At 40.6% G+C, this 17,479-nt stretch carries 16 protein-coding genes and 1 tRNA gene; 4 read left to right on the top strand and 13 right to left on the bottom strand.

What is annotated here, in order from left to right:
* Position 1 precedes the first annotated feature (1 nt).
* Both ACX0HA_RS00430 and ACX0HA_RS00435 read right to left on the bottom strand, forming a co-directional pair.
* Positions 2-751, bottom strand: coding sequence for a LytR/AlgR family response regulator transcription factor (locus ACX0HA_RS00430; protein WP_458843287.1), 750 nt, complete (start codon positions 749-751; stop codon positions 2-4).
* Entirely contained in the window at positions 748-2,559 is a 1,812-nt protein-coding gene (locus ACX0HA_RS00435; protein WP_458843288.1) for a tetratricopeptide repeat-containing sensor histidine kinase, read from the bottom strand. Before ACX0HA_RS00435 ends, ACX0HA_RS00430 begins: the two co-directional genes overlap by 4 nt.
* Positions 2,560-2,724: 165 nt before the next feature.
* Between ACX0HA_RS00435 and ACX0HA_RS00440 the strand changes: the two genes are divergently transcribed.
* A complete protein-coding gene (locus tag ACX0HA_RS00440; RefSeq protein WP_458843289.1) occupies positions 2,725-2,946 on the top strand; it encodes a hypothetical protein in 222 nt (73 codons plus the stop codon).
* 389 nt (positions 2,947-3,335) lie between these two features.
* Here ACX0HA_RS00440 and ACX0HA_RS00445 read toward each other — a convergent pair whose 3' ends face one another.
* The 3 genes from ACX0HA_RS00445 to ACX0HA_RS00455 all read right to left on the bottom strand — a co-directional run bounded on the left by ACX0HA_RS00445 (position 3,336) and on the right by ACX0HA_RS00455 (position 5,815).
* A complete protein-coding gene (locus tag ACX0HA_RS00445; RefSeq protein ID WP_458843290.1) occupies positions 3,336-4,484 on the bottom strand; it encodes a hypothetical protein in 1,149 nt (382 codons plus the stop codon).
* Positions 4,481-4,984 carry a T9SS type A sorting domain-containing protein gene (locus tag ACX0HA_RS00450; RefSeq protein ID WP_458843291.1) on the bottom strand — a complete coding sequence of 168 codons (504 nt, stop codon included), beginning with the start codon at positions 4,982-4,984 and terminating at the stop codon, positions 4,481-4,483. Before ACX0HA_RS00450 ends, ACX0HA_RS00445 begins: the two co-directional genes overlap by 4 nt.
* A gap of 757 nt (positions 4,985-5,741) precedes the next feature.
* Positions 5,742-5,815, bottom strand: a tRNA-Met gene (locus tag ACX0HA_RS00455).
* A 147-nt stretch (positions 5,816-5,962) separates the two neighbouring features.
* On the opposite strand from ACX0HA_RS00455, the gene ACX0HA_RS00460 reads away from it, so the two are divergent.
* Together ACX0HA_RS00460 and ACX0HA_RS00465 are read left to right on the top strand one after the other, a co-directional pair.
* Positions 5,963-6,355, top strand: a complete 393-nt coding sequence (locus ACX0HA_RS00460) for an START-like domain-containing protein (protein WP_458843292.1) — start codon at positions 5,963-5,965, stop codon at positions 6,353-6,355.
* Between the two features lie 52 nt (positions 6,356-6,407).
* Complete coding sequence (locus ACX0HA_RS00465; protein WP_458843293.1) at positions 6,408-7,247, top strand: aminotransferase class IV; 840 nt, start codon at positions 6,408-6,410, stop codon at positions 7,245-7,247.
* Between the two features lie 184 nt (positions 7,248-7,431).
* Here the strand turns inward: ACX0HA_RS00465 and ACX0HA_RS00470 are convergent, their stop codons facing one another.
* The 4 genes from ACX0HA_RS00470 to ACX0HA_RS00485 form a co-directional block, all read right to left on the bottom strand.
* Positions 7,432-7,992, bottom strand: coding sequence for a YqgE/AlgH family protein (locus ACX0HA_RS00470; protein ID WP_458843294.1), 561 nt, complete (start codon positions 7,990-7,992; stop codon positions 7,432-7,434).
* A gap of 119 nt (positions 7,993-8,111) precedes the next feature.
* Entirely contained in the window at positions 8,112-8,390 is a 279-nt protein-coding gene (locus ACX0HA_RS00475) for an HU family DNA-binding protein (RefSeq protein WP_458843295.1), read from the bottom strand.
* A 188-nt stretch (positions 8,391-8,578) separates the two neighbouring features.
* Positions 8,579-9,526, bottom strand: coding sequence for a methionyl-tRNA formyltransferase (gene fmt, locus ACX0HA_RS00480; RefSeq protein ID WP_458843296.1), 948 nt, complete (start codon positions 9,524-9,526; stop codon positions 8,579-8,581).
* 1 nt (position 9,527) lies between these two features.
* Positions 9,528-11,420, bottom strand: a complete 1,893-nt coding sequence (locus tag ACX0HA_RS00485; RefSeq protein ID WP_458843297.1) for a RecQ family ATP-dependent DNA helicase — start codon at positions 11,418-11,420, stop codon at positions 9,528-9,530.
* A gap of 212 nt (positions 11,421-11,632) precedes the next feature.
* On the opposite strand from ACX0HA_RS00485, the gene ACX0HA_RS00490 reads away from it, so the two are divergent.
* Positions 11,633-11,812 carry a hypothetical protein gene (locus ACX0HA_RS00490; RefSeq protein ID WP_458843298.1) on the top strand — a complete coding sequence of 60 codons (180 nt, stop codon included), beginning with the start codon at positions 11,633-11,635 and terminating at the stop codon, positions 11,810-11,812.
* A 171-nt stretch (positions 11,813-11,983) separates the two neighbouring features.
* Here ACX0HA_RS00490 and ACX0HA_RS00495 read toward each other — a convergent pair whose 3' ends face one another.
* The 4 genes from ACX0HA_RS00495 to ACX0HA_RS00510 form a co-directional block, all read right to left on the bottom strand.
* On the bottom strand, positions 11,984-12,766 hold the full coding sequence (locus ACX0HA_RS00495; protein ID WP_458843299.1) for an HNH endonuclease: 783 nt from the start codon (positions 12,764-12,766) through the stop codon (positions 11,984-11,986).
* Between the two features lie 367 nt (positions 12,767-13,133).
* The gene (locus ACX0HA_RS00500) at positions 13,134-13,571 is read right to left on the bottom strand and encodes an outer membrane beta-barrel protein (protein ID WP_458843300.1); all 438 of its coding nucleotides are present in this window, start codon (positions 13,569-13,571) and stop codon (positions 13,134-13,136) included.
* A 158-nt stretch (positions 13,572-13,729) separates the two neighbouring features.
* On the bottom strand, positions 13,730-14,542 hold the full coding sequence (locus ACX0HA_RS00505) for an SRPBCC family protein (protein WP_458843301.1): 813 nt from the start codon (positions 14,540-14,542) through the stop codon (positions 13,730-13,732).
* Between the two features lie 360 nt (positions 14,543-14,902).
* The gene (locus ACX0HA_RS00510; RefSeq protein ID WP_458843302.1) at positions 14,903-17,212 is read right to left on the bottom strand and encodes an Ig-like domain-containing protein; all 2,310 of its coding nucleotides are present in this window, start codon (positions 17,210-17,212) and stop codon (positions 14,903-14,905) included.
* Positions 17,213-17,479 lie beyond the last annotated feature (267 nt).

A 17,479-nucleotide genomic window follows, 5' to 3' on the forward strand; every position in this document is an offset into this window, starting at 1 on the left:
ATTACTTGAAATTCTTAAGAAATTCTTCTTTGTAGGTAGGCGATATCTCTACTTCGGCACCATCTTCAAGCGTTATGTAGCCACCTTTGTTATACAGTTTTACAAAGTTGAGGTTCACTATATGCGATTTATGCACTCTTATAAAGGGAAGGGGCAGCATCTCAGAGAAATACTTCAGGAAACGGCAGGCCATTTTTTTATTTCCGTTGGTAAGGTACAGATCGGTAAAGTTACCGTTTCCTTTCAGGCGGATGATGTCTTCCATCTTTACAACTTCAAAACCCTCCATCGTTGGCAGGATTACCTGTTGTTTTTCAGACTTTGGTTCTCTGAAGTTTTCTACGATAACCTTATTGCGGTTAAAGATGTCTTTATTTACCAGCTGTTGCTGCACTTTGTTTACGGCAACAATAAGTTCTTCGATACTAATGGGCTTAAGCAGATAATAAGCTGCACTCATGTTGAGCGCTTTTAGCGAATAATCCGAGAAAGCGGTTACAAATATGGTTTCAAAAGTCAGGCTGCTACAAGCCTCAAGTACGTCAAAAGCATTGCCAAAGGGCATTTCGACATCAAGGAATACAAGCTGCGGCTGTAGTTCGTGAAGTAATGGCACAGCTTCGCGACTGTTTTGTGCCTCGCCAACGATCTCTACCTGCGGGCAGTATTTGGTAAGGTAGCTTCGCAGCACTTCCCTGGCTGCTGTTTCATCTTCTACTATTACGCTCCTTATTTTAGGCAGGCTCATCATGGTTTATGTAGTATTGGGAAAGTAATTTCTATTATGGTTCCTGTTTCCGGTGCCGTCTTTTCGGTCATGGAAAAGTCAATTTTTGTTTTATATAATTCGTTTAATAACGTCATTCTTTCTTTAGTATTTGTCAACCCGCGCGATTCGTGCGCTTTTTGGTTGTGCGTTTTAAGCTCGGCACTTTTCGTGGGGCCTATCCCGTTGTCATCTATTGTGATGATTATCGTTTTTCCGTCGAGCCTGAAATCCATTTTTAAAAGGCCTTTCTCTTCTTTGTAGCGAAGTCCGTGCCAAATAGCGTTTTCCAGGTGCGGCTGAACGATCATGTTAGGCACCCAGATGGTTTCGGGGTCAAGTTTTTCGTCAACTTTGATCCTGTAATCAAACTTGTCTTTAAAGCGCAGGTGCTCGAGCTCAAGATACTTGGTAAGGTTCTCTATTTCATTGCCCAAAGTTACAAAGTCTTTGTTAGAGTTCTCCATGGTATTACGCATCAGGTTCGAGTAGGAGGTAAGGTACTTGTTAGCTTCGAGTTCATTGTTTTGCGCAATAAATTGGTTAACACTGTTGAGGCTGTTGAACAAAAAGTGCGGATTCATTTCGCGTCTCAGCGATTGCAAAGCGATCTCTTTATTCTTGGCCTTTATAGAATAGAACGCCTTAACTATCAGGACAAAGAAAAGTAACAGTAAAACCATAGAGCCTAAAAGAAAGTAAGTAAAAGTATTCTTTCGGCTGATAAGCTCATCCCTGAAGTTCCTTTCGGCTTCCAGTCGGCGTATGCGTTCTTCGGTCACCCTAAAAGTTTTGGCATCAGTCAGTGAATTGTCTGAGAGGATAATGCGGTCAAGGTTTTTCAAAAATTCCTCATACATCTCCATGCCTGCCTTTTCATTCTCGGTCGATTTGTAATAGTCAACCAGCTGCATCAGGCTTTCCCTTGCTTCAAAGGTTTTGCCGTTTACCCATGCAATCTTATAGGATTCCTTTAGGGCATTTACAGCCTTTTCAGCGTCTTCCTTTTCAAAATAAATGCTTGCAAGATAGCGCAGCTGTATTATTTGCGTATTATAATCTTTTATTTCTTCGGCTTCAGCCAATAGCTTCTCTATGGCAGTCACGGCTTCATCATAATGTTTGCCCAAAGCCTGCAGCCTTGCAATTTCTGCATAGATCTTAATGGCGAGGGCGGGATTGTTTTTAGCGTATGGAATGGCCTGTTCGTAGTTGTCCAGTGCGTTTGTGCTGTCGCTGTTCCTCAGGTTTAATTTTGCAAGGAGGGTATAAGCATCGGCTATCTCGGCCTTTTTTCTGTTCTTTTTCAGTAAGGCGATGTTAGCACTCAGGTATTTGTTTTCGGTCTCAATATTTCCCCGGTTCTGCAGTCGGGCATAGTCGTTGGCATTCAGGGTTTTTGAGGTAATGTCGGGAGCGGTTTCATTGGCCACCTTGTAGTTTTGTTTGGCTGCCCGCCATTTGCTTTGTGCTTCCTGTACTTTGGCAATATTGCGTATAACCCTTGCTGTAGCCGCTACATCTTTAGCCATGGCATAGCTCTCCATTGCTTTAAAAAGGTTTTCTTCAGCCTTTGGCAAGTCGTCTTTATCTATAAATCCTTTTGCCAGAAGCTCATAGTTACGGGCAATCTTGGTTTTGTCATTGCCAATGAGCGATCTTTCAAGGTTATTTGCGGCTTTTTTTATCTCTGCCGGAGTTTCCTGTTTTTTAGAAATGGTGTCCTGGGCTTTTACTCCTGAAAAGGGTGCTAAAAGCAGTAATAGTAAGGGTATTGTGGCTATGAAGCGCATTCAGTTTTGTATTAGTAATGTAAAGTAAATCAATTTTACCTGCTTTTCCTATTACTTCACCAAGTGAAAAGCCCTTTTTACCACGTCTGTAAAAAAGAGATGTAGTATCGCCATACATTTGTCTCAGATTTGAAATCAAAAAATAATCCTTTTAAAACTAATATTATGAAAAAATTGATCGTACTTAGCGCTGCAGTTGTTCTTACACTTGCAAGCTGTGGAAAAAAAGAAGAAGTTGCTACTGATGCTACTGCTGTAGATACTACTGCTGTTGCTACTGAAGCTGCTCCTGCTGCTGATACTACAGCTGTTGCTGTTGATACAGTTGCTGTTGCAACTCCAGCTGCTGACGCTGCTGCTGCTCCTGCTACAGAAGTAAAAAAATAATTAACCCCTAAGGTTAATACCCGAAACGGCCTGAGCTTAGCTCAGGCCGTTTTTTTTTGCTCCCCGTCGGGGGCTTTTTTGTTTTTGGTGTAGCAGTATTTAGAATGTCATATTTTGGGTTGCCTCGTCGTGCCTCCTGGTAATGATGTGATTGCAAATCTGTGTTATTGAATGTTTAATCACAGAAGCAATTCTCACAATGGTTTTGTTTCTTATAAAGAAGATTAAAATAGAAAAGGCAGCGGATTATAATCAATGTAAATTAAATCCTAAACAAAAAAAGCCCGTAAAGATTAAACTTACAGGCTTTTGTTATTTTATTTAAGGGCGCGGATTTGTAATTCGTGCCATCGGGTTTATTTTAATGTTCTTTTGAACTGTATATTCGATTAGAATATAAACCAATAGGTTCCATTGTATACAAGCACAAATCCTTTTGAAGTTGTACCGCCAAACTCATTGAATGATGAAGTACCATAGTTATTCCCTGCGTCCCTGAAGAACTTGCCATTTGGATTAATCAGAGCAGAAGTAGTTTCACTACAAAAATACAGTGTCTGGCCTGTTACCGGGTTAGCCGGAAGTGTTACAGTATAGCTACCTGTAAAGTATACAAGTTGGTTCGATGTATTTAGTACAGTTCCGTTAGCGCTGATTGTTACAATACCCATTGGCCCTGATGGTGGCGTAGCCCATTGACCGTCTCCTCTTAAATACGTCGTAGAAGAAGCTGTTCCGCCTGCATTTATTTTTGAAGGTGAGACTGCGCTATTTGCAATGGTTGTAACACCGGCTGATGTTATTGTTACATCACCCGTTACCGTTACAGGAGCTTGTGGTTGAAACGATCCTCCTGTAAGGTAAATTTGCCCTGAAGCTGTACCGTTAGCAAATCCTGAACCCGTAGCTCCGGTTGCTCCTGTGGCCCCTATAGGCCCTGCATTACCCTGTATTCCTTGTATTCCCTGAGCACCAGTTGCTCCGGTAGCCCCTTTAGGCCCTGCAGGTCCTGTAGGTCCTCCTGGTCCGGTTGGTCCGGTTGGTCCGGTTGTCCCCGTAGGTCCGGTTGGTCCAGTTGGCCCTTGTGACCCTGAAGGTCCCGTTGGTCCCATAGGTCCGGTCGGGCCTTGCGGGCCCTCTGGTCCGTTTGCAGCATAAAGGGCATAAGGTACACTCATTAATTCGTTAGTACCTGCGATGGTGTAGTCTGTCCCTCCGCTAGGGTCAATCTCAGTTTTAATGTAGTAAGGACCCGCTGACCAGTCTATTCCGTCAAAAGTACCAGTTACCGGAGTTCCATTACCAACTTCCAGACTTAATAGCCCATTAGCATTTGTATTGGTTTCGTGGGTTTCTTCAAAAACAGCTGTTCCGGTAGATGAACCCTGTAAAATGCTGATCTGAACACCTACAGGTGCTGAAGCAAGTATGTCTCCTATGGAGTCGCGTACTACCGACTGGTAGCTCATTTTGCCGGGAGCCTGGGCAAAAAGCATGAATGGTATGGCTACAAATAATAGCGTAATTATATTTTTCATATGTCTTTCTTAATGATTTTAAAATTTTTTAATTGGTGACCGCCCTGGTATATTTTTAATATATACACGCTGGAGGGGTATTTTTCCAGTGAAATAATCGTCTCTTTTTCTATTAGTTTTTCCTGAAAGATTATTCTTCCGTTAAGGTCATAGAGCTCATATCTGAAATTTGACAGATCATCGTGCTCTATGCGAAGCGATATCGTAGCAACTGTTGGGTTAGGAAAAACAGTTGCACTGAGAGGAACAGTTGTTTTAAGGGAAATAGATTTGTAATTATCTTTTCCAACTACAGAAATTTCGAAAGGCTGTTGTACGCCTTGTGTTGCCGTGCCTCCACCACCGGAAATTGTAGTGTAAACTATCTGGCCAGTAGACAGGGAAGCGCTTCCGCCACTTCCCGAAATTTCTCCCCCTGATGCGGTTACGGCCTGTTGCGCAGCAAGGTCAGGCGCGGCAAAAGCAGCGGTGAGAAAAATTAAGAATGTAATTTTTTTCATAATTGTAAGGTGAAATTTATAAATAGTAAACTGTTGAATAGTCATAGGCAAATGCTGCTATGATATTCGGGAACTAAATAAATCTTATTAATTATTTCTGTAAAGAGTATATTTACCTGAATATCATATAGGTATAAGTACTTGGGTTGTGTTAGTAAATTGTGCTGCCTTTGTTATGTGAGGGTTATGAGGGCAGAATGGTGTAAAAGAAACCCCCTTTAATAATCAAATCAAAGGGATGATTTTTGTGCTGAAGATAGTTCTATGTTATTGCGTTATCTTATTGCGATTGGAGCGCGGCAGAATGTGATAATGTGTTTTAAAAACGATAAATGGCATGGATTGCAAATCTGCATTTACTTTGTTTTAGATAAAAAGCAGTGTCTTTTTCAAAAGGAAAGCAGAGGTGAACTAACAAATCTGCCAAGCACACTAATTATATAGCGCATCAGTTCTCTGCCAAACCTTTGATTTTGTAGAATTGCTGCACGAAATCAACCCGTAAGCTAAGGCTAAGGCTGTCAATATCTTTTGGCTGTAATTCATTCGTTTGTACTGGTACTCAAATAAATAAAAGGAAGACTTCAAAGAGAAGCTTTTTGCTGTTCTGTTGTTTGACTTCGTAAAGATTAAACTTACAGGCTTTTATTTTTTGCGCGTCAGAGGCTAAAATTGAGATGAAAATCTACGAAGCTGTCCTGACTTAATTCCAATAAAAAACCCTAACCTTTTTAGTATTAGGTTAGGGTTGTTTTTGTAGCGAAGACGGGAGTTGAACCCGTGACCTCAGGGTTATGAATCCTGCGCTCTAACCGACTGAGCTACCTCGCCATTTATTCGGTTATTACATCCTTGAATGCGGGTGCAAATATAGGGCTTTATTTAAATGTTCCAAATATTTTTTGAAGAAAAAAATTATTTTTCAAAAGGCTTTTTTTTAAATGTTAATTATTATATATTTCCAAAAATTTTACATCAATGGAGGAAAAAATAAAATATGAACTGGAGTTTCCAATAACCTCATCACCGCAGCTTTTATATCAGTATATCTCTACGCCTTCAGGGCTTTCTGAATGGTTTGCTGATAACGTAAATTCAAGGGGTGAGTTTTTTACCTTCATATGGGATGATACAGAAGAAAAAGCCAGGGTTTCTTCTAAGAAATCAGGGGAGAAAGTTAAGTTCCGTTGGATAGACGATGACAATAAAGACGGAGAGTACTATTTTGAGCTGCGCATACTTGTAGACGAGATCACAAAAGATGTTTCGCTTATGGTGGTAGACTTTGCCGAAGAAGATGATATACAGGAGTCCAAACAGCTATGGGAAAACCAGATATCAGACCTGAAGCATGTTTTAGGCTCGATTTAGGAATTCTTTCTATTTAAAGCTATATTTGCCCTGAATTTTCAGGGCTTTTTTTATGATCAATTACAACGGCAGCCTTGTTGCCTCTTCTGATATTATACTGCACGAAAACAGGGCTTTCCTGTACGGTGACTCCATTTTTGAAACTTTAAGGGTGCTTGACGGCAAGGTACTTTTTCTTGAAGACCACTATTTCAGGCTTATGGCTTCTATGCGTATTGTACGCATGGAGATTCCGATGGATTTTACGATGGAATTTATGGAAGAGCAGGTTCAACTGCTTGTAAATGCACTACCTGCCGCTCCGGCTCACAGGGCACGCATATCAGTGTTTCGTAAGTCGGGTGGGTTTTACCTGCCTACGGATAACGATATAGAGTTCATTATTACGGCTTCTGAGCTCACAGAACCGCTGTACTCCATTACTGAAGGAAATTATGAGGTAGATTTGTTTCGTGACTTTTATGTCACCAAACAGCTTCTTTCGACCCTTAAAAGCACCAACAAGATGGTGCAGATTACCGGAAGCATCTATGCGCATGAAAACGGCCTGCAAAACTGTTTGCTTGTCAACGATGAGAAGAACGTGATAGAGGCACTCCAGGGTAATTTATTCATGCTTACAGGCAACAAACTTGTTACTCCGCCTGTAGCCGATGGTTGCCTTAATGGTGTAATGCGCAAACAGGTGCTTGAGCTTGCCAAAAAGATCGAAGGACTGGAAGTTTCAGAAGCGTCAATTTCTCCTTTTGACCTTCAAAAGGCAGATGAATTGTTTGTCACTAACGTGATAAAAGGCATTCAGCCGATTACCAAATACCGCAAAAAAGAATTTGTAAACACAATGGCACTTGATATTGTGAAGAGACTAAACGCGAAGATTAGGTTTAGTTAGAGAGGTTGGTTATACCACAGAGATTCGCTGAGCTTTTCTCAGAGATACACAGAGGTTGTTGTTTTTTGGCTTTTTTAGCTCACAGAGAATTCTGCCGTCGGCAGCTTTGTGTTCTTCATCATAGCTAAAGAAACTTTGCGTATCTCTGCGCTCCTTTGTGAAGCTCTGTGTAATAGCTAAAAAATTAATTCAATGTAGGATTCTCCGGTGCATTCGACCATATCAGGTATTCGCCACCCAGTTCCATTATCTTTTCTTTCCAGAAAGAAGCGCTGGATTTGCCTATGATCTTGTTGTTGTAGCTGTTCTCGCTAACGATCCATGAGTTTTCTTCAAGTTCATCGTCAAGCTGTTGGGCTTCCCATCCGGTATACCCCAAAAAGAAACGGATATTGTTCTTTTTGATAAGCCCTTTGTTGATCAGGTCTTTGGTCGACTCAAAATCGCCACCCCAGTAAATACCATTAGATATCTCTATACTGTCGGGTATAAGCTCAGGTATATTGTGGATAAAGTACAGGTTATCCTGCTCTACAGGCCCGCCATTGTATATTTTAAAGTTTCCTTTTATTTCAGGTATAAGATCATGAATGGTATATCCTAACGGTTTGTTGAGGATAAAGCCTACCGACCCCTCATCGTTATGATCGGCTAAAAGTATTACCGATCTGTTGAAAGAAAGATCTCCGATAGTGGAAGGTTCTGCTATTAGCAGGTGTCCTTTTTTGGGTCTTAGTGAAATCATCTTCTTACAATTTGTAATAAATTTAAATGAAAAATTGCAGACAGCCAAAAAATTTAGATTATTTTAAAGAAAAAGCCTCCCAAAATTTGAGAGGCTTTTTATATTGTGCTGTAATAAAATTACTTAGAGTTTACACCACCGTCAAGCTCAGCTCCCGGTTTGAATTTCACTACATTCTTAGCAGCGATGCTGATAGATTTTCCAGTTTGTGGGTTTCTTCCTTCTCTAGCAGCTCTTGCAGATACTGACCAAGATCCGAATCCAACTAGAGATACTCTTCCACCTTTGTTTAGAGCGCCGCTAACGTTGCTTACAAAAGATTCTAATGCTTTTTTTGCTGCACCTTTAGAGATTCCTGCATCAGCAGCCATTGCGTCGATTAATTCTGATTTGTTCATAATAATTGTTATTAATTGTTTGGTTAAATAATTGCTTTTACAATTCCTGTCCTACAAATTTAATAGGAAATCGATACCACGCAAGCGTTTTCTCTTATTTTACCCTCGATTGTTGATAACTTTTATGTTAATGTTGACAATGGCGCTTGTTTTTCTTAAAATTTTGTGAAAGTCCTGTATTCAGTGGGTTACGCTACTGTTGCGCCCTCCGAAAAAGTCATTCCGTTTAATAGTTCCTTGGATGTAATCCTTTTCTTACCGGGTAATTGTAGACTGTTTATTTTGATGAAACCATCCTTTACGACTACCCTTATTTCTTTCTTATCTGCGATTATGCTTCCAACAGTTTTGTCGTGGCTTTCTTTAATAAACGATGTTTCGTATACTTTTACATTCCACTCCTGGCCATTGTCTTTAAAAAAACACCATGCCGTAGGGTAGGGGCTAAGGCCTCTCACAAGGTTATGTATCTCTGCTCCGGGTTTGGCCCAGTCGATCTTGCAGTTATCGCGATTTAGCTTGTAGGCTGTCTTAATATCGTCGTTTTCGGTCTGTATGGTCGTTTCGGCATTGCCGTTTTCAATCAGTGTAAGGGTTTTTATAACGGTGTCTTTACCAAGATCCATAAGGCGGTCGTGAAGTTCGCCTGCACTTTCATTATCGCCTATAGGGGTAGATGCTTTCAGTATCATGGCTCCTGTATCAATCTTATCGTCGATAAAGAAGGTGGTTACGCCAGTTTCATGCTCACCATTAATGATAGCCCAGTTGATAGGTGCTGCACCACGATACTGTGGCAGCAATGAAGCATGCAGGTTAAACGTACCAAGTTTCGGCATTTTCCAAACGGCTTCGGGAAGCATCCTAAAGGCAACAACAACATTAAGGTTGGCATTAAGGCTTTTCAGTTCTTCAAGAAAGGCCTCGTCTTTAAGGTTGCTGGGCTGCAACAGGCGTAGTCCTTTTTCAAGGGCATATTCTTTAATGGCTGAATATTTCAGTTGCTGGCCACGGCCTGCGGGTTTATCGGCAGCGGTAATCACTCCAACAATGTCATAGTTATGCTGGTATATGGTGTCGAGTATCCCTACGGCAAATTCGGGTGTACCCATAAAAACAATTCTCAGGCGTTCCATTTTATTTCAGTGTATATTGATTGTTCGTATTCATTATTATCCTGTCATTTTCCAATAGTATCTGCAGTGCAAACACGGTTTCTTCGGATGTCAGGTCGAGCCTGCTTTCCAGTTCTTTTGAATTGAAAGGAGCGTCTTTCAGTAATCCAAATATGGCATTCGCTGAATCAAGCGGACTCACTACCTTGCGGTTCTTACTAATACAATAAGAGCAGATACCACAGTCAGTAGTAGTTTTCTCATCGAAATACTCCAGTATAAGTCGGCTTTTGCAGGTGTCGGTATTGGTTACATAGTTCACGACAGCTTCAAACTGTCTTTGTTTAATATCATTCTGCTGCTCTAAAAATTTAGAGATGCGGTTTATGGTATGTTCGTCTTCACGTACTTCGTTAAACGTTATGCTGCTGTCATTTCCGCTGCTGCGAAAGGTTATTATCTCTTTCTGCGCCAAACGTTCCAGCAGATTCAGGATCTGATCATCAGTAGCTTTTGCCTTTTTAGTGATCAGACTCATATTGAGCGGTGTCTCCATGTCGAACACCCCTGAATAATTACGCAGTATGGCGAGTATCATTTCTTCGTCGGCAGGGTTTAAGCTTATATAGCGCATAACTTCCTTACTCGGAATGATGAATTGCATGGTAACCTTCTCGGTAAACTGCTGAGAGAGGGTCAATATTCCCTGCCTGTCCAGGAATTGCAGGGCATTATATGTTTTTGCTGTAGAAAGCTTGTACTGCTGGCAGTAGTTAGTAAAGTTAAAAGGATAGGTCTCTCCGATGCCTTCGCCATAAGCGATCTGCAAAAAGCTGTTAAGCCTTGAATAAACTTCCTTCAGGAATTTTTTATCGGGTAGCACCTCTAAGAATTGCTGTTTACCAATACCAATATCAGATTGGTTTACGAGTAGTACTCCAAACGATTTCTGTCCGCTTCGTCCTGCACGTCCTGCTTCCTGATAATAGCTTTCGAGGTTGTCGGGCAGCTGTATGTGCATCACCGTTTTTACATTGGCTTTGTCGATACCCATACCAAAGGCATTGGTCGCTACAATAACCTGTGCCTTCTCGGTAAGCCAGAGCTGCATATTGGTTTCCTTTTCTTTTTCTTTCAGCCCACCGTGGTAAAAGGTTGACTTAAAGCCAAGGGATTGCAACTGTGACGAAACATCGTGGCAGGCCTTTCGGTTGCGTACGTATATAATGGATGGTTCCGCATTCTTGGTCAGTATCTGCTGAATGCGGTGCAGCTTGTCTTCGGTCTCAAAGACCATGTAGGCAAGGTTCTCACGAGCGAACGATTTTTTATATATTACAGGAGCTTCAAGTCCAAGCTGTTTTATAATATCCTGCTGTACCCTCTCCGTAGCCGATGCTGTAAGGGCAAGAAACGGAACGTGGGGCAGGTGTTTCTTCAGTGCTGCCAATTGCAGGTATGCAGGGCGGAAGTCGTGCCCCCATTGCGACACGCAGTGTGCTTCGTCTATGGCGACAAGGTTTATGGGCAGGTCTTTAATGCGTTCTATTACCCAGTCGGCCTGTAGTCTTTCAGGGGAGAGGTACAGGAATTTATAATTCCCGAATTTACAGTTGTCCAACAGGTCGCTAAGTTCATCAGTACTGATGCCGCCTGTAAGGGCTATGGCTTTAATGTTGCGCTTCTCAAGATTGGCAACCTGATCTTTCATCAGGGCGATAAGCGGAGAGACAACAAGGCACAGACCGTCTTTCATCATGGCGGGCACCTGAAAGCAAACCGACTTCCCTCCGCCTGTAGGCATAAGGGCAAATGTGTCTTTTCCCTCAAGTACCGATTGGATTATTTTGTCCTGCGGTTCCCTGAAGGTATCATGCTGCCAGTATTGTTTAAGGATATCGAGCGCCTGCTGCATAGTTAATTTGAAAAGTAGCACGAAGTTACTAAGAATTTGGCACTTTTATTGCATCACATAAATAGTATTCGCTTCCGGAAATTTTTAACAGTAGCTACATATATTTCTTTTCGAAAAATAATGATACGATAATACTTTGTTAAACACTTTTCTTTCCGGAAATGCGTTGTATATATTTACAGGACATATTGAAACGATTAAATGACATGATTATGAAAAACACGCCTAGCACGAAAGACAAACAAGTACAATTAGCCACAGCAGGTAAAAAGAGATACGTACATTATTATGCCTTCCAGAAAAAGAATACGATTATTCGATATATAGAAATCGCCGGAGTTATTGCCATTGCCCTGATCATTATTGGCGGCATAACCGGGCATCTTAATTAATTTGAGTTAAGTTATTTGGGTTAAAGCCCTTCGTGAAAGCGATGGGCTTTTTTAATTATATGAGATAGATTTATTTTTTAATGTAGAGAGCAAGATTCATATCTGCCGCGGCAGACACTGGTTCAATACGTGTTTTGGAAATATAACTAAAAAAATAAATAATTACTCTTTTTAATACGTCTTCTTCCCATAGTGAGCATGTCTATGGCAATTTGGGCATAATGCAATTGTGTTTTCTACTGTATCATCACCGTTTTCGGCGAGAGGAATTTTATGATGGACTTCTAAATATTGGGTATCGTCTTTATCTCTAAAGAAAGGTGCTGGACTGTTACACTTCTCACATATTCCGTTTGCCCTTTCTAGGGTTTCTGCAATAACATAGATGTTTCGTTTAAAAACTGTTATTTGGACTTTAGACTTTTCTGGTTTAGGATTACTATTTTTTAAAATCTTAGCTCTTTCTGATGAAGATAATTTTCTAGCTTCTATTATATTCAGCCAGTACTCTTCACTTGTTTTTAATATTTCTAAATGTTCCTCATAATCTTTTTCAAGTTCTATTACTTTATTGCAAAATTGATGAGTTGTAATATCTGTTAATCCTAACCCAAAGTTTCCACAAAAGTTCTTTAAGTCTCTAAAACCTTCTATATTATTTAAATATATAGGAGCATTGAAATCAAAACCAATTCCTTCTGCCCAAAATAATTTATCTTCAAAAGTAACTTTTTCTATATTTATTAAAGACCATAAATAAAAATCCATTTTACCTTTCTTTCCAAAGCCAACAATCAAAAAACACTTATTACCGATCTCACTTTTAATGGCTCTTTTTTTTGTAAAAAACCTAAGGTTATTTCTAATAAAATTTTGGTTTAGAGTATTATATACTGGTGTTCTTAATGGGATACCTAGTTCTTCTGCTTTATGATATTGGATAAAATATTTCATTTATTGAATACAAATTTAGTTTTTATTAAGTTGAGTTTAACAATATTTTCTTTTTAAAAAATACTGCTTTTAAATGAAAAAAATAAAAAGAATTTTTAATTCGTCCAATAGTCACAATAATGTATTTAAACCTACAAGGTCCCAAGACCTTGCAGGTTGAGAATCATGTAAGGATTATGAGTAAGCTCCTGCAAGGTTTTCAAAACCTTGTAGGTATTAAATGTGTATGATAAAATGGAGTTGAAGTAATTCATTTTTTGACCTGATTACCTCGGTAGTACGGATTTGCAAGTCTGATCCGTGCCATTAAATAACAAAGCCTGTAAGTTAAAATCCTTACAGGCTTTTATATATAAAAGCTTCATTGTTATAGTTTCATTGTTACTCCGATTCCCGGAGAAAATCCTGAAACATTGCCGCCGGCAAGCTCTACATAAAGTCCCCATTTGTCATTCCAGAACCACCTTCCGCCAACATGAAGGCCAATGTTGATATCACTTTCATCGTCACCGTTATTGTCGTTATCATCCATGTCGACAGAATATCCGGCATTAACACCCCCATAGACATCCCAGGCCTCATCGGAAATATCAAACAGATTATCAAAATAATAGTTTGCCTTAACTCCCAGATTCAGCCAGTCAAGATCGAGGCTGGTTCCAATACCCGGAGCAATAGTAATATCTCTATGAACAGGTATTTCATAATTAATACCCACCAGGCCAAAGTTTAGTTCTTCCCTGGCTTGTCCAAAAACAGTTGTAAAGCATAAAAGTGCGAAAATTGACAAAGCGATTTTTCCCATAGTTAATTTCTTTATTGTTATACTCAAATTTAATTATAATTATTCAGTACTATCTTGAATAGGTAGTTTTTTACTGGTAGGGCAACAAGTTTATTTAAAAAAGAGCCCCATTAATAACGGAGCCCTTCTTCACCAAATGAAATTGCACTAAATCTTTCTTAGGCTTGTTGTGTACTACCGCCTTCAATGTATGTTTTAAAGCTTTCAATATCTTTTTGCAGCATTTTTTCAAATACAGGAGTAAGCAGTTTTGCTGCTGCTTCGCCTGCTTTACCAAATGGTGCATGATAAGCAATGCTTACTTCAATATCAGTACCGTGGCCATCGCTGTTCCTGTTGAAAATTACCCTGCCGGCATTGTGTATCGTCGAATCGGCAAGGGACTGCCAGCTTAAAACTTCGTTAGGCCTGTCGGTAAGGATTTGGGCTTTCCAGCCTACAGTACCGATGCCTCCGGGTATTTTGGCTTTCCAGTTCGATGTCCCTCCGTCCAGCTCTTCCACACTGTGCAGGTGCTGCATGAATTTTGGCAGGTTTTCAAGATTTCTCCAGGCATTATATACATCTACAACCGGTTTGTTGATATTCAATGAGGCTGTAATGGCAACGTTACTGCCCTTTAGCAGCCCTTTTTTATCCATCAGGTCATAAGCAGGGCAGTAGCCGCTGATACCCCTGAAAAGCATGGTTCCGGCTGTAACGCCTTCCATTACTTTTTTAGTCTTGCTATGGTCTTTTTTAAGGGCACGGTATAGTAGGTAAGCTCCTGCCGCTACCATAATGATGCGTTCGGTTTTGCTTACGTTTACCCTAAGTCCGGGAATGATGCTTTTTTTGCCTTTATGCAAAAAGCTGTCAGCTTCCTTAGAGTTGGAAACTGATGCATAACGGTTCGGATCGGTACCTGATGCGTCATATTTTGAAAAATTCCTTTTCGGTTCCGGTGACTTTAAAATGTTCCTGGTTTCCATAATGAGTTGTTTTATAGTTTCTGCTTTGTATAAAATTACTCATTATAAAAAGGGTAGTGTGATAAGGATATGGTAAAGTATTCTTAAGGGAGTCATAAACCTTAGCAAGAAATCTACTTGCATTAAAGAACCACCCCGGCTTTCAGCCACCCCTCCAAAGGAGGGGAAACCACTGTTGTGTTTTTAAAGGTATGAGTAGATTCCCTCCTTTGGAGGGGGTAAAAACAAAAAAAGAGCCGCTGTCTTTACCCCAGCGGCTCTCAAAAAAAATATGAATAAAACAAAAACTAACTAACGTTTAACTACTATAAATCATTATGCACTATTTTTTTTGACTCTGCAAATTAACTACACTACTAATTAATCTCTCTTTATTATCTTTTGTGTTGCGGTGTTGCCACCCTCAAAACGTATCTTCATGATATATATGCCTGCCGCTGCCTGAGAAAGGTTCAGCTGCTTCCCATTGGCTGTGGCAATCAGCTGGCCTGTTAGGTTGTATACCTCAGCCGAAAGTACTTCAGCATCAGCCTGAACAGTTACAAGGCCATTGGTTGGGTTAGGGTATACGGTATAAGCTGTTTTATTAAGGTCATCAATTCCTGTAACAGGTTCGGTAACTTCCAGTGAATAATCTTCTACCTGGCCATAATAAGCATCAGTACATCCGTCAAATTCTCCTTCTTCATAAATATTCCACTGATCTTTTGTTATCCTTATCCTAGTTGTACCGGTAACAGCTGTCTGTGGAACCGTGATTTCAAGTGTTGCCTGAACACCATCTGTACCTGTGGTATTTTCTATGGTTGTAGCATAGTATTCAGTAGCCATGTCAAAAGCATTATCAATATTCCAGTCTATGAAAACCCTTATGTCATGAGAGAATAGTCCTGCCGTATTGCCTTCTACCGTAAGTGTGTAAGTTTCTCCTTTTATCACACTTCCCTTTTTAGTTGTAAAATTTTGATACGATGGGGTAGAATTTATCTCCGGGCTTGTAGGGTTATCTATGCCTGCAAATTGTACCAGCGATATAGGTTCTACACCATATTCAGTGCTAACTTCGCAATAAGGCGCTGCCGATTCGGGGTTTTGGTTAGTTATGGTTATGCTAATGGTGTCAAGTATCGAGGCATCGTCATTGCTTACTGCCTGTATGGTCACCACGCCGTCTGCGATGGCTGTTACAAGCCCTCCTTCATTGACACTTGCAAATAGCTCTCCTGATATAACACTCCATGTAACTGACTGGTTTGCTTCTGCAGGAAGAATAGCCGCTTGAAGTAAAAGTGTACCGTTCTGTGTGATGATAAAAGGCGAATCGTTGTTGGCAACCGTAAGCTCAAGGCTTGTTGGTGCTACATACTGTCCTGTAATGGTAATGTCTATACTGTCTGTCAGGGTTGTATCTGCGTTGTTTATGGCCTGAACAGTAATTGTACCGTTTGCTATAGCTGTAACCAGTCCGTTAGCGTCTACAGATGCCAATCCATTTCCTGAGGTTATGTTCCATGTCACGCTTTGGTCGGCCGCCGCCGGAAGTACTGCTGCTGTAAGCTGAAGTGTTCCAGCATTAGTGCTTATAGCTGCATCAGCATTGTTTTGTGTTGTAACTTCGACAGAGGTTGGTACTACATACTGATTGGTTATAGTAACTGTAATTGTTGAAAGAACAGTTGGTGTTTCTGTACTGGCGGCCTGAACGGTAATTGTTCCGTTTGCCAGGGCTGTAACCACTCCATTACCGTTTATTGTAGCTAATTCGCTGCCTTCAATTATACTCCATGTAACCGATTGGGTTGCATTTGCCGGTGTAATTGCAGATAAAAGGGTTAAGATTCCGCCATTTGCAGTAATTACAGCTGGGGCACCTCCCGGTGTGGTAATTGCTACGCTTACAGGTACTGCCGGCGGTGTTGCCGATTGTCCTTTTATGCAACGCACTGATGCTGCCTGGCCTCTTAGCCCGCCTGCACTCGGATTCATTGCAGCGTTGCTGTAATACAGGTATTTACTGTAATTTGTAGTAGAGGTACTTGGTGTACTGCTCCAATAATAGGCTCTCGAGCCCACAAAAGTAAATCCTCCTGTAGAACCGCGATAGCCCGCAACAGCTAGCCTAAGATTGCTGTCATAACCTGTCGAAACATTAGTTATTCCTTCGGTGGTTATAATTGTACTCCATTCAGCTTCAGTAGGAAGTCTCCAGCCGTTGCCTAATGCTTTACAAGGATCACAACCATTCGTCTCGGTAACGTCGTTTGGTGTTGCTGCTGCCCAGGAATCACCTGTAGCGGCAACATTCCACCATGTTGGTATAAAGTAAGCGTTTGCTGTGCCTACCCCTGTAGGGTTGTTAGGCGATGCTGTAGTGCCCACAAGCGAATTGTTCTTCTCATGGCCATCCTGCCAGCGTCCCCACTGAAAATATCCTCCGTAAGAATCAGGATCTGATGAAGATGTCGCTACCTGAGTGCTTCCAAGATTTTGCTGTAGCCATACATTGCCATCGGCTGCACGCACTGTGGTATATTCTATTAGTGAACCGTCATACATAAATGATATACAGCTGGTTGATCCTGCTGTTGTGCCGGGGTCTGTACTCTGACAGTTTTGGGCTTTTGCGGCACTAAATGTAAGCGCTAAGGCAAAAAGTAAAATTTTTTTCATGCAAGTGTTTATCTTAATCGGTTACAAATGTATTTATTTAGATTAATTAAAAATAAGGCGAAAAGAATTTATCAGAAAAAAATATTTTTTGTGCAGGCTTTTAATGGATTGGCCATTTTATTAACATTATTTTTTTTGTTGGTGCAATAAAAAGCCAAAGGTTTTGAGTTTTTTTCGCATGCTCTTGTTAACCATTTATTAAGAATTTGTCACAAATAAATGGTAAAAGGGTAGTGAAAGAAGAAGTTAAACTGTTTTATGGGTAAC

This window comes from Flavobacterium hauense (genome assembly GCF_054457175.1).

Coding starts and splice junctions, on each gene's coding strand:
- ACX0HA_RS00460 (WP_458843292.1), top strand. CDS start 5,963: ATGGAGGAAAAAATAAAATATGAACTGGAGTTTCCAATAACCTCATCA.
- ACX0HA_RS00510 (WP_458843302.1), bottom strand. CDS start 17,212: ATGAAAAAAATTTTACTTTTTGCCTTAGCGCTTACATTTAGTGCCGCA.
- ACX0HA_RS00430 (WP_458843287.1), bottom strand. CDS start 751: ATGATGAGCCTGCCTAAAATAAGGAGCGTAATAGTAGAAGATGAAACA.
- ACX0HA_RS00450 (WP_458843291.1), bottom strand. CDS start 4,984: ATGAAAAAAATTACATTCTTAATTTTTCTCACCGCTGCTTTTGCCGCG.
- ACX0HA_RS00435 (WP_458843288.1), bottom strand. CDS start 2,559: ATGCGCTTCATAGCCACAATACCCTTACTATTACTGCTTTTAGCACCC.
- ACX0HA_RS00505 (WP_458843301.1), bottom strand. CDS start 14,542: ATGGAAACCAGGAACATTTTAAAGTCACCGGAACCGAAAAGGAATTTT.
- ACX0HA_RS00445 (WP_458843290.1), bottom strand. CDS start 4,484: ATGAAAAATATAATTACGCTATTATTTGTAGCCATACCATTCATGCTT.
- ACX0HA_RS00485 (WP_458843297.1), bottom strand. CDS start 11,420: ATGCAGCAGGCGCTCGATATCCTTAAACAATACTGGCAGCATGATACC.
- ACX0HA_RS00495 (WP_458843299.1), bottom strand. CDS start 12,766: ATGAAATATTTTATCCAATATCATAAAGCAGAAGAACTAGGTATCCCA.
- ACX0HA_RS00470 (WP_458843294.1), bottom strand. CDS start 7,992: ATGATTTCACTAAGACCCAAAAAAGGACACCTGCTAATAGCAGAACCT.
- ACX0HA_RS00475 (WP_458843295.1), bottom strand. CDS start 8,390: ATGAACAAATCAGAATTAATCGACGCAATGGCTGCTGATGCAGGAATC.
- fmt (WP_458843296.1), bottom strand. CDS start 9,526: ATGGAACGCCTGAGAATTGTTTTTATGGGTACACCCGAATTTGCCGTA.
- ACX0HA_RS00500 (WP_458843300.1), bottom strand. CDS start 13,571: ATGGGAAAAATCGCTTTGTCAATTTTCGCACTTTTATGCTTTACAACT.
- ACX0HA_RS00465 (WP_458843293.1), top strand. CDS start 6,408: ATGATCAATTACAACGGCAGCCTTGTTGCCTCTTCTGATATTATACTG.
- ACX0HA_RS00440 (WP_458843289.1), top strand. CDS start 2,725: ATGAAAAAATTGATCGTACTTAGCGCTGCAGTTGTTCTTACACTTGCA.
- ACX0HA_RS00490 (WP_458843298.1), top strand. CDS start 11,633: ATGAAAAACACGCCTAGCACGAAAGACAAACAAGTACAATTAGCCACA.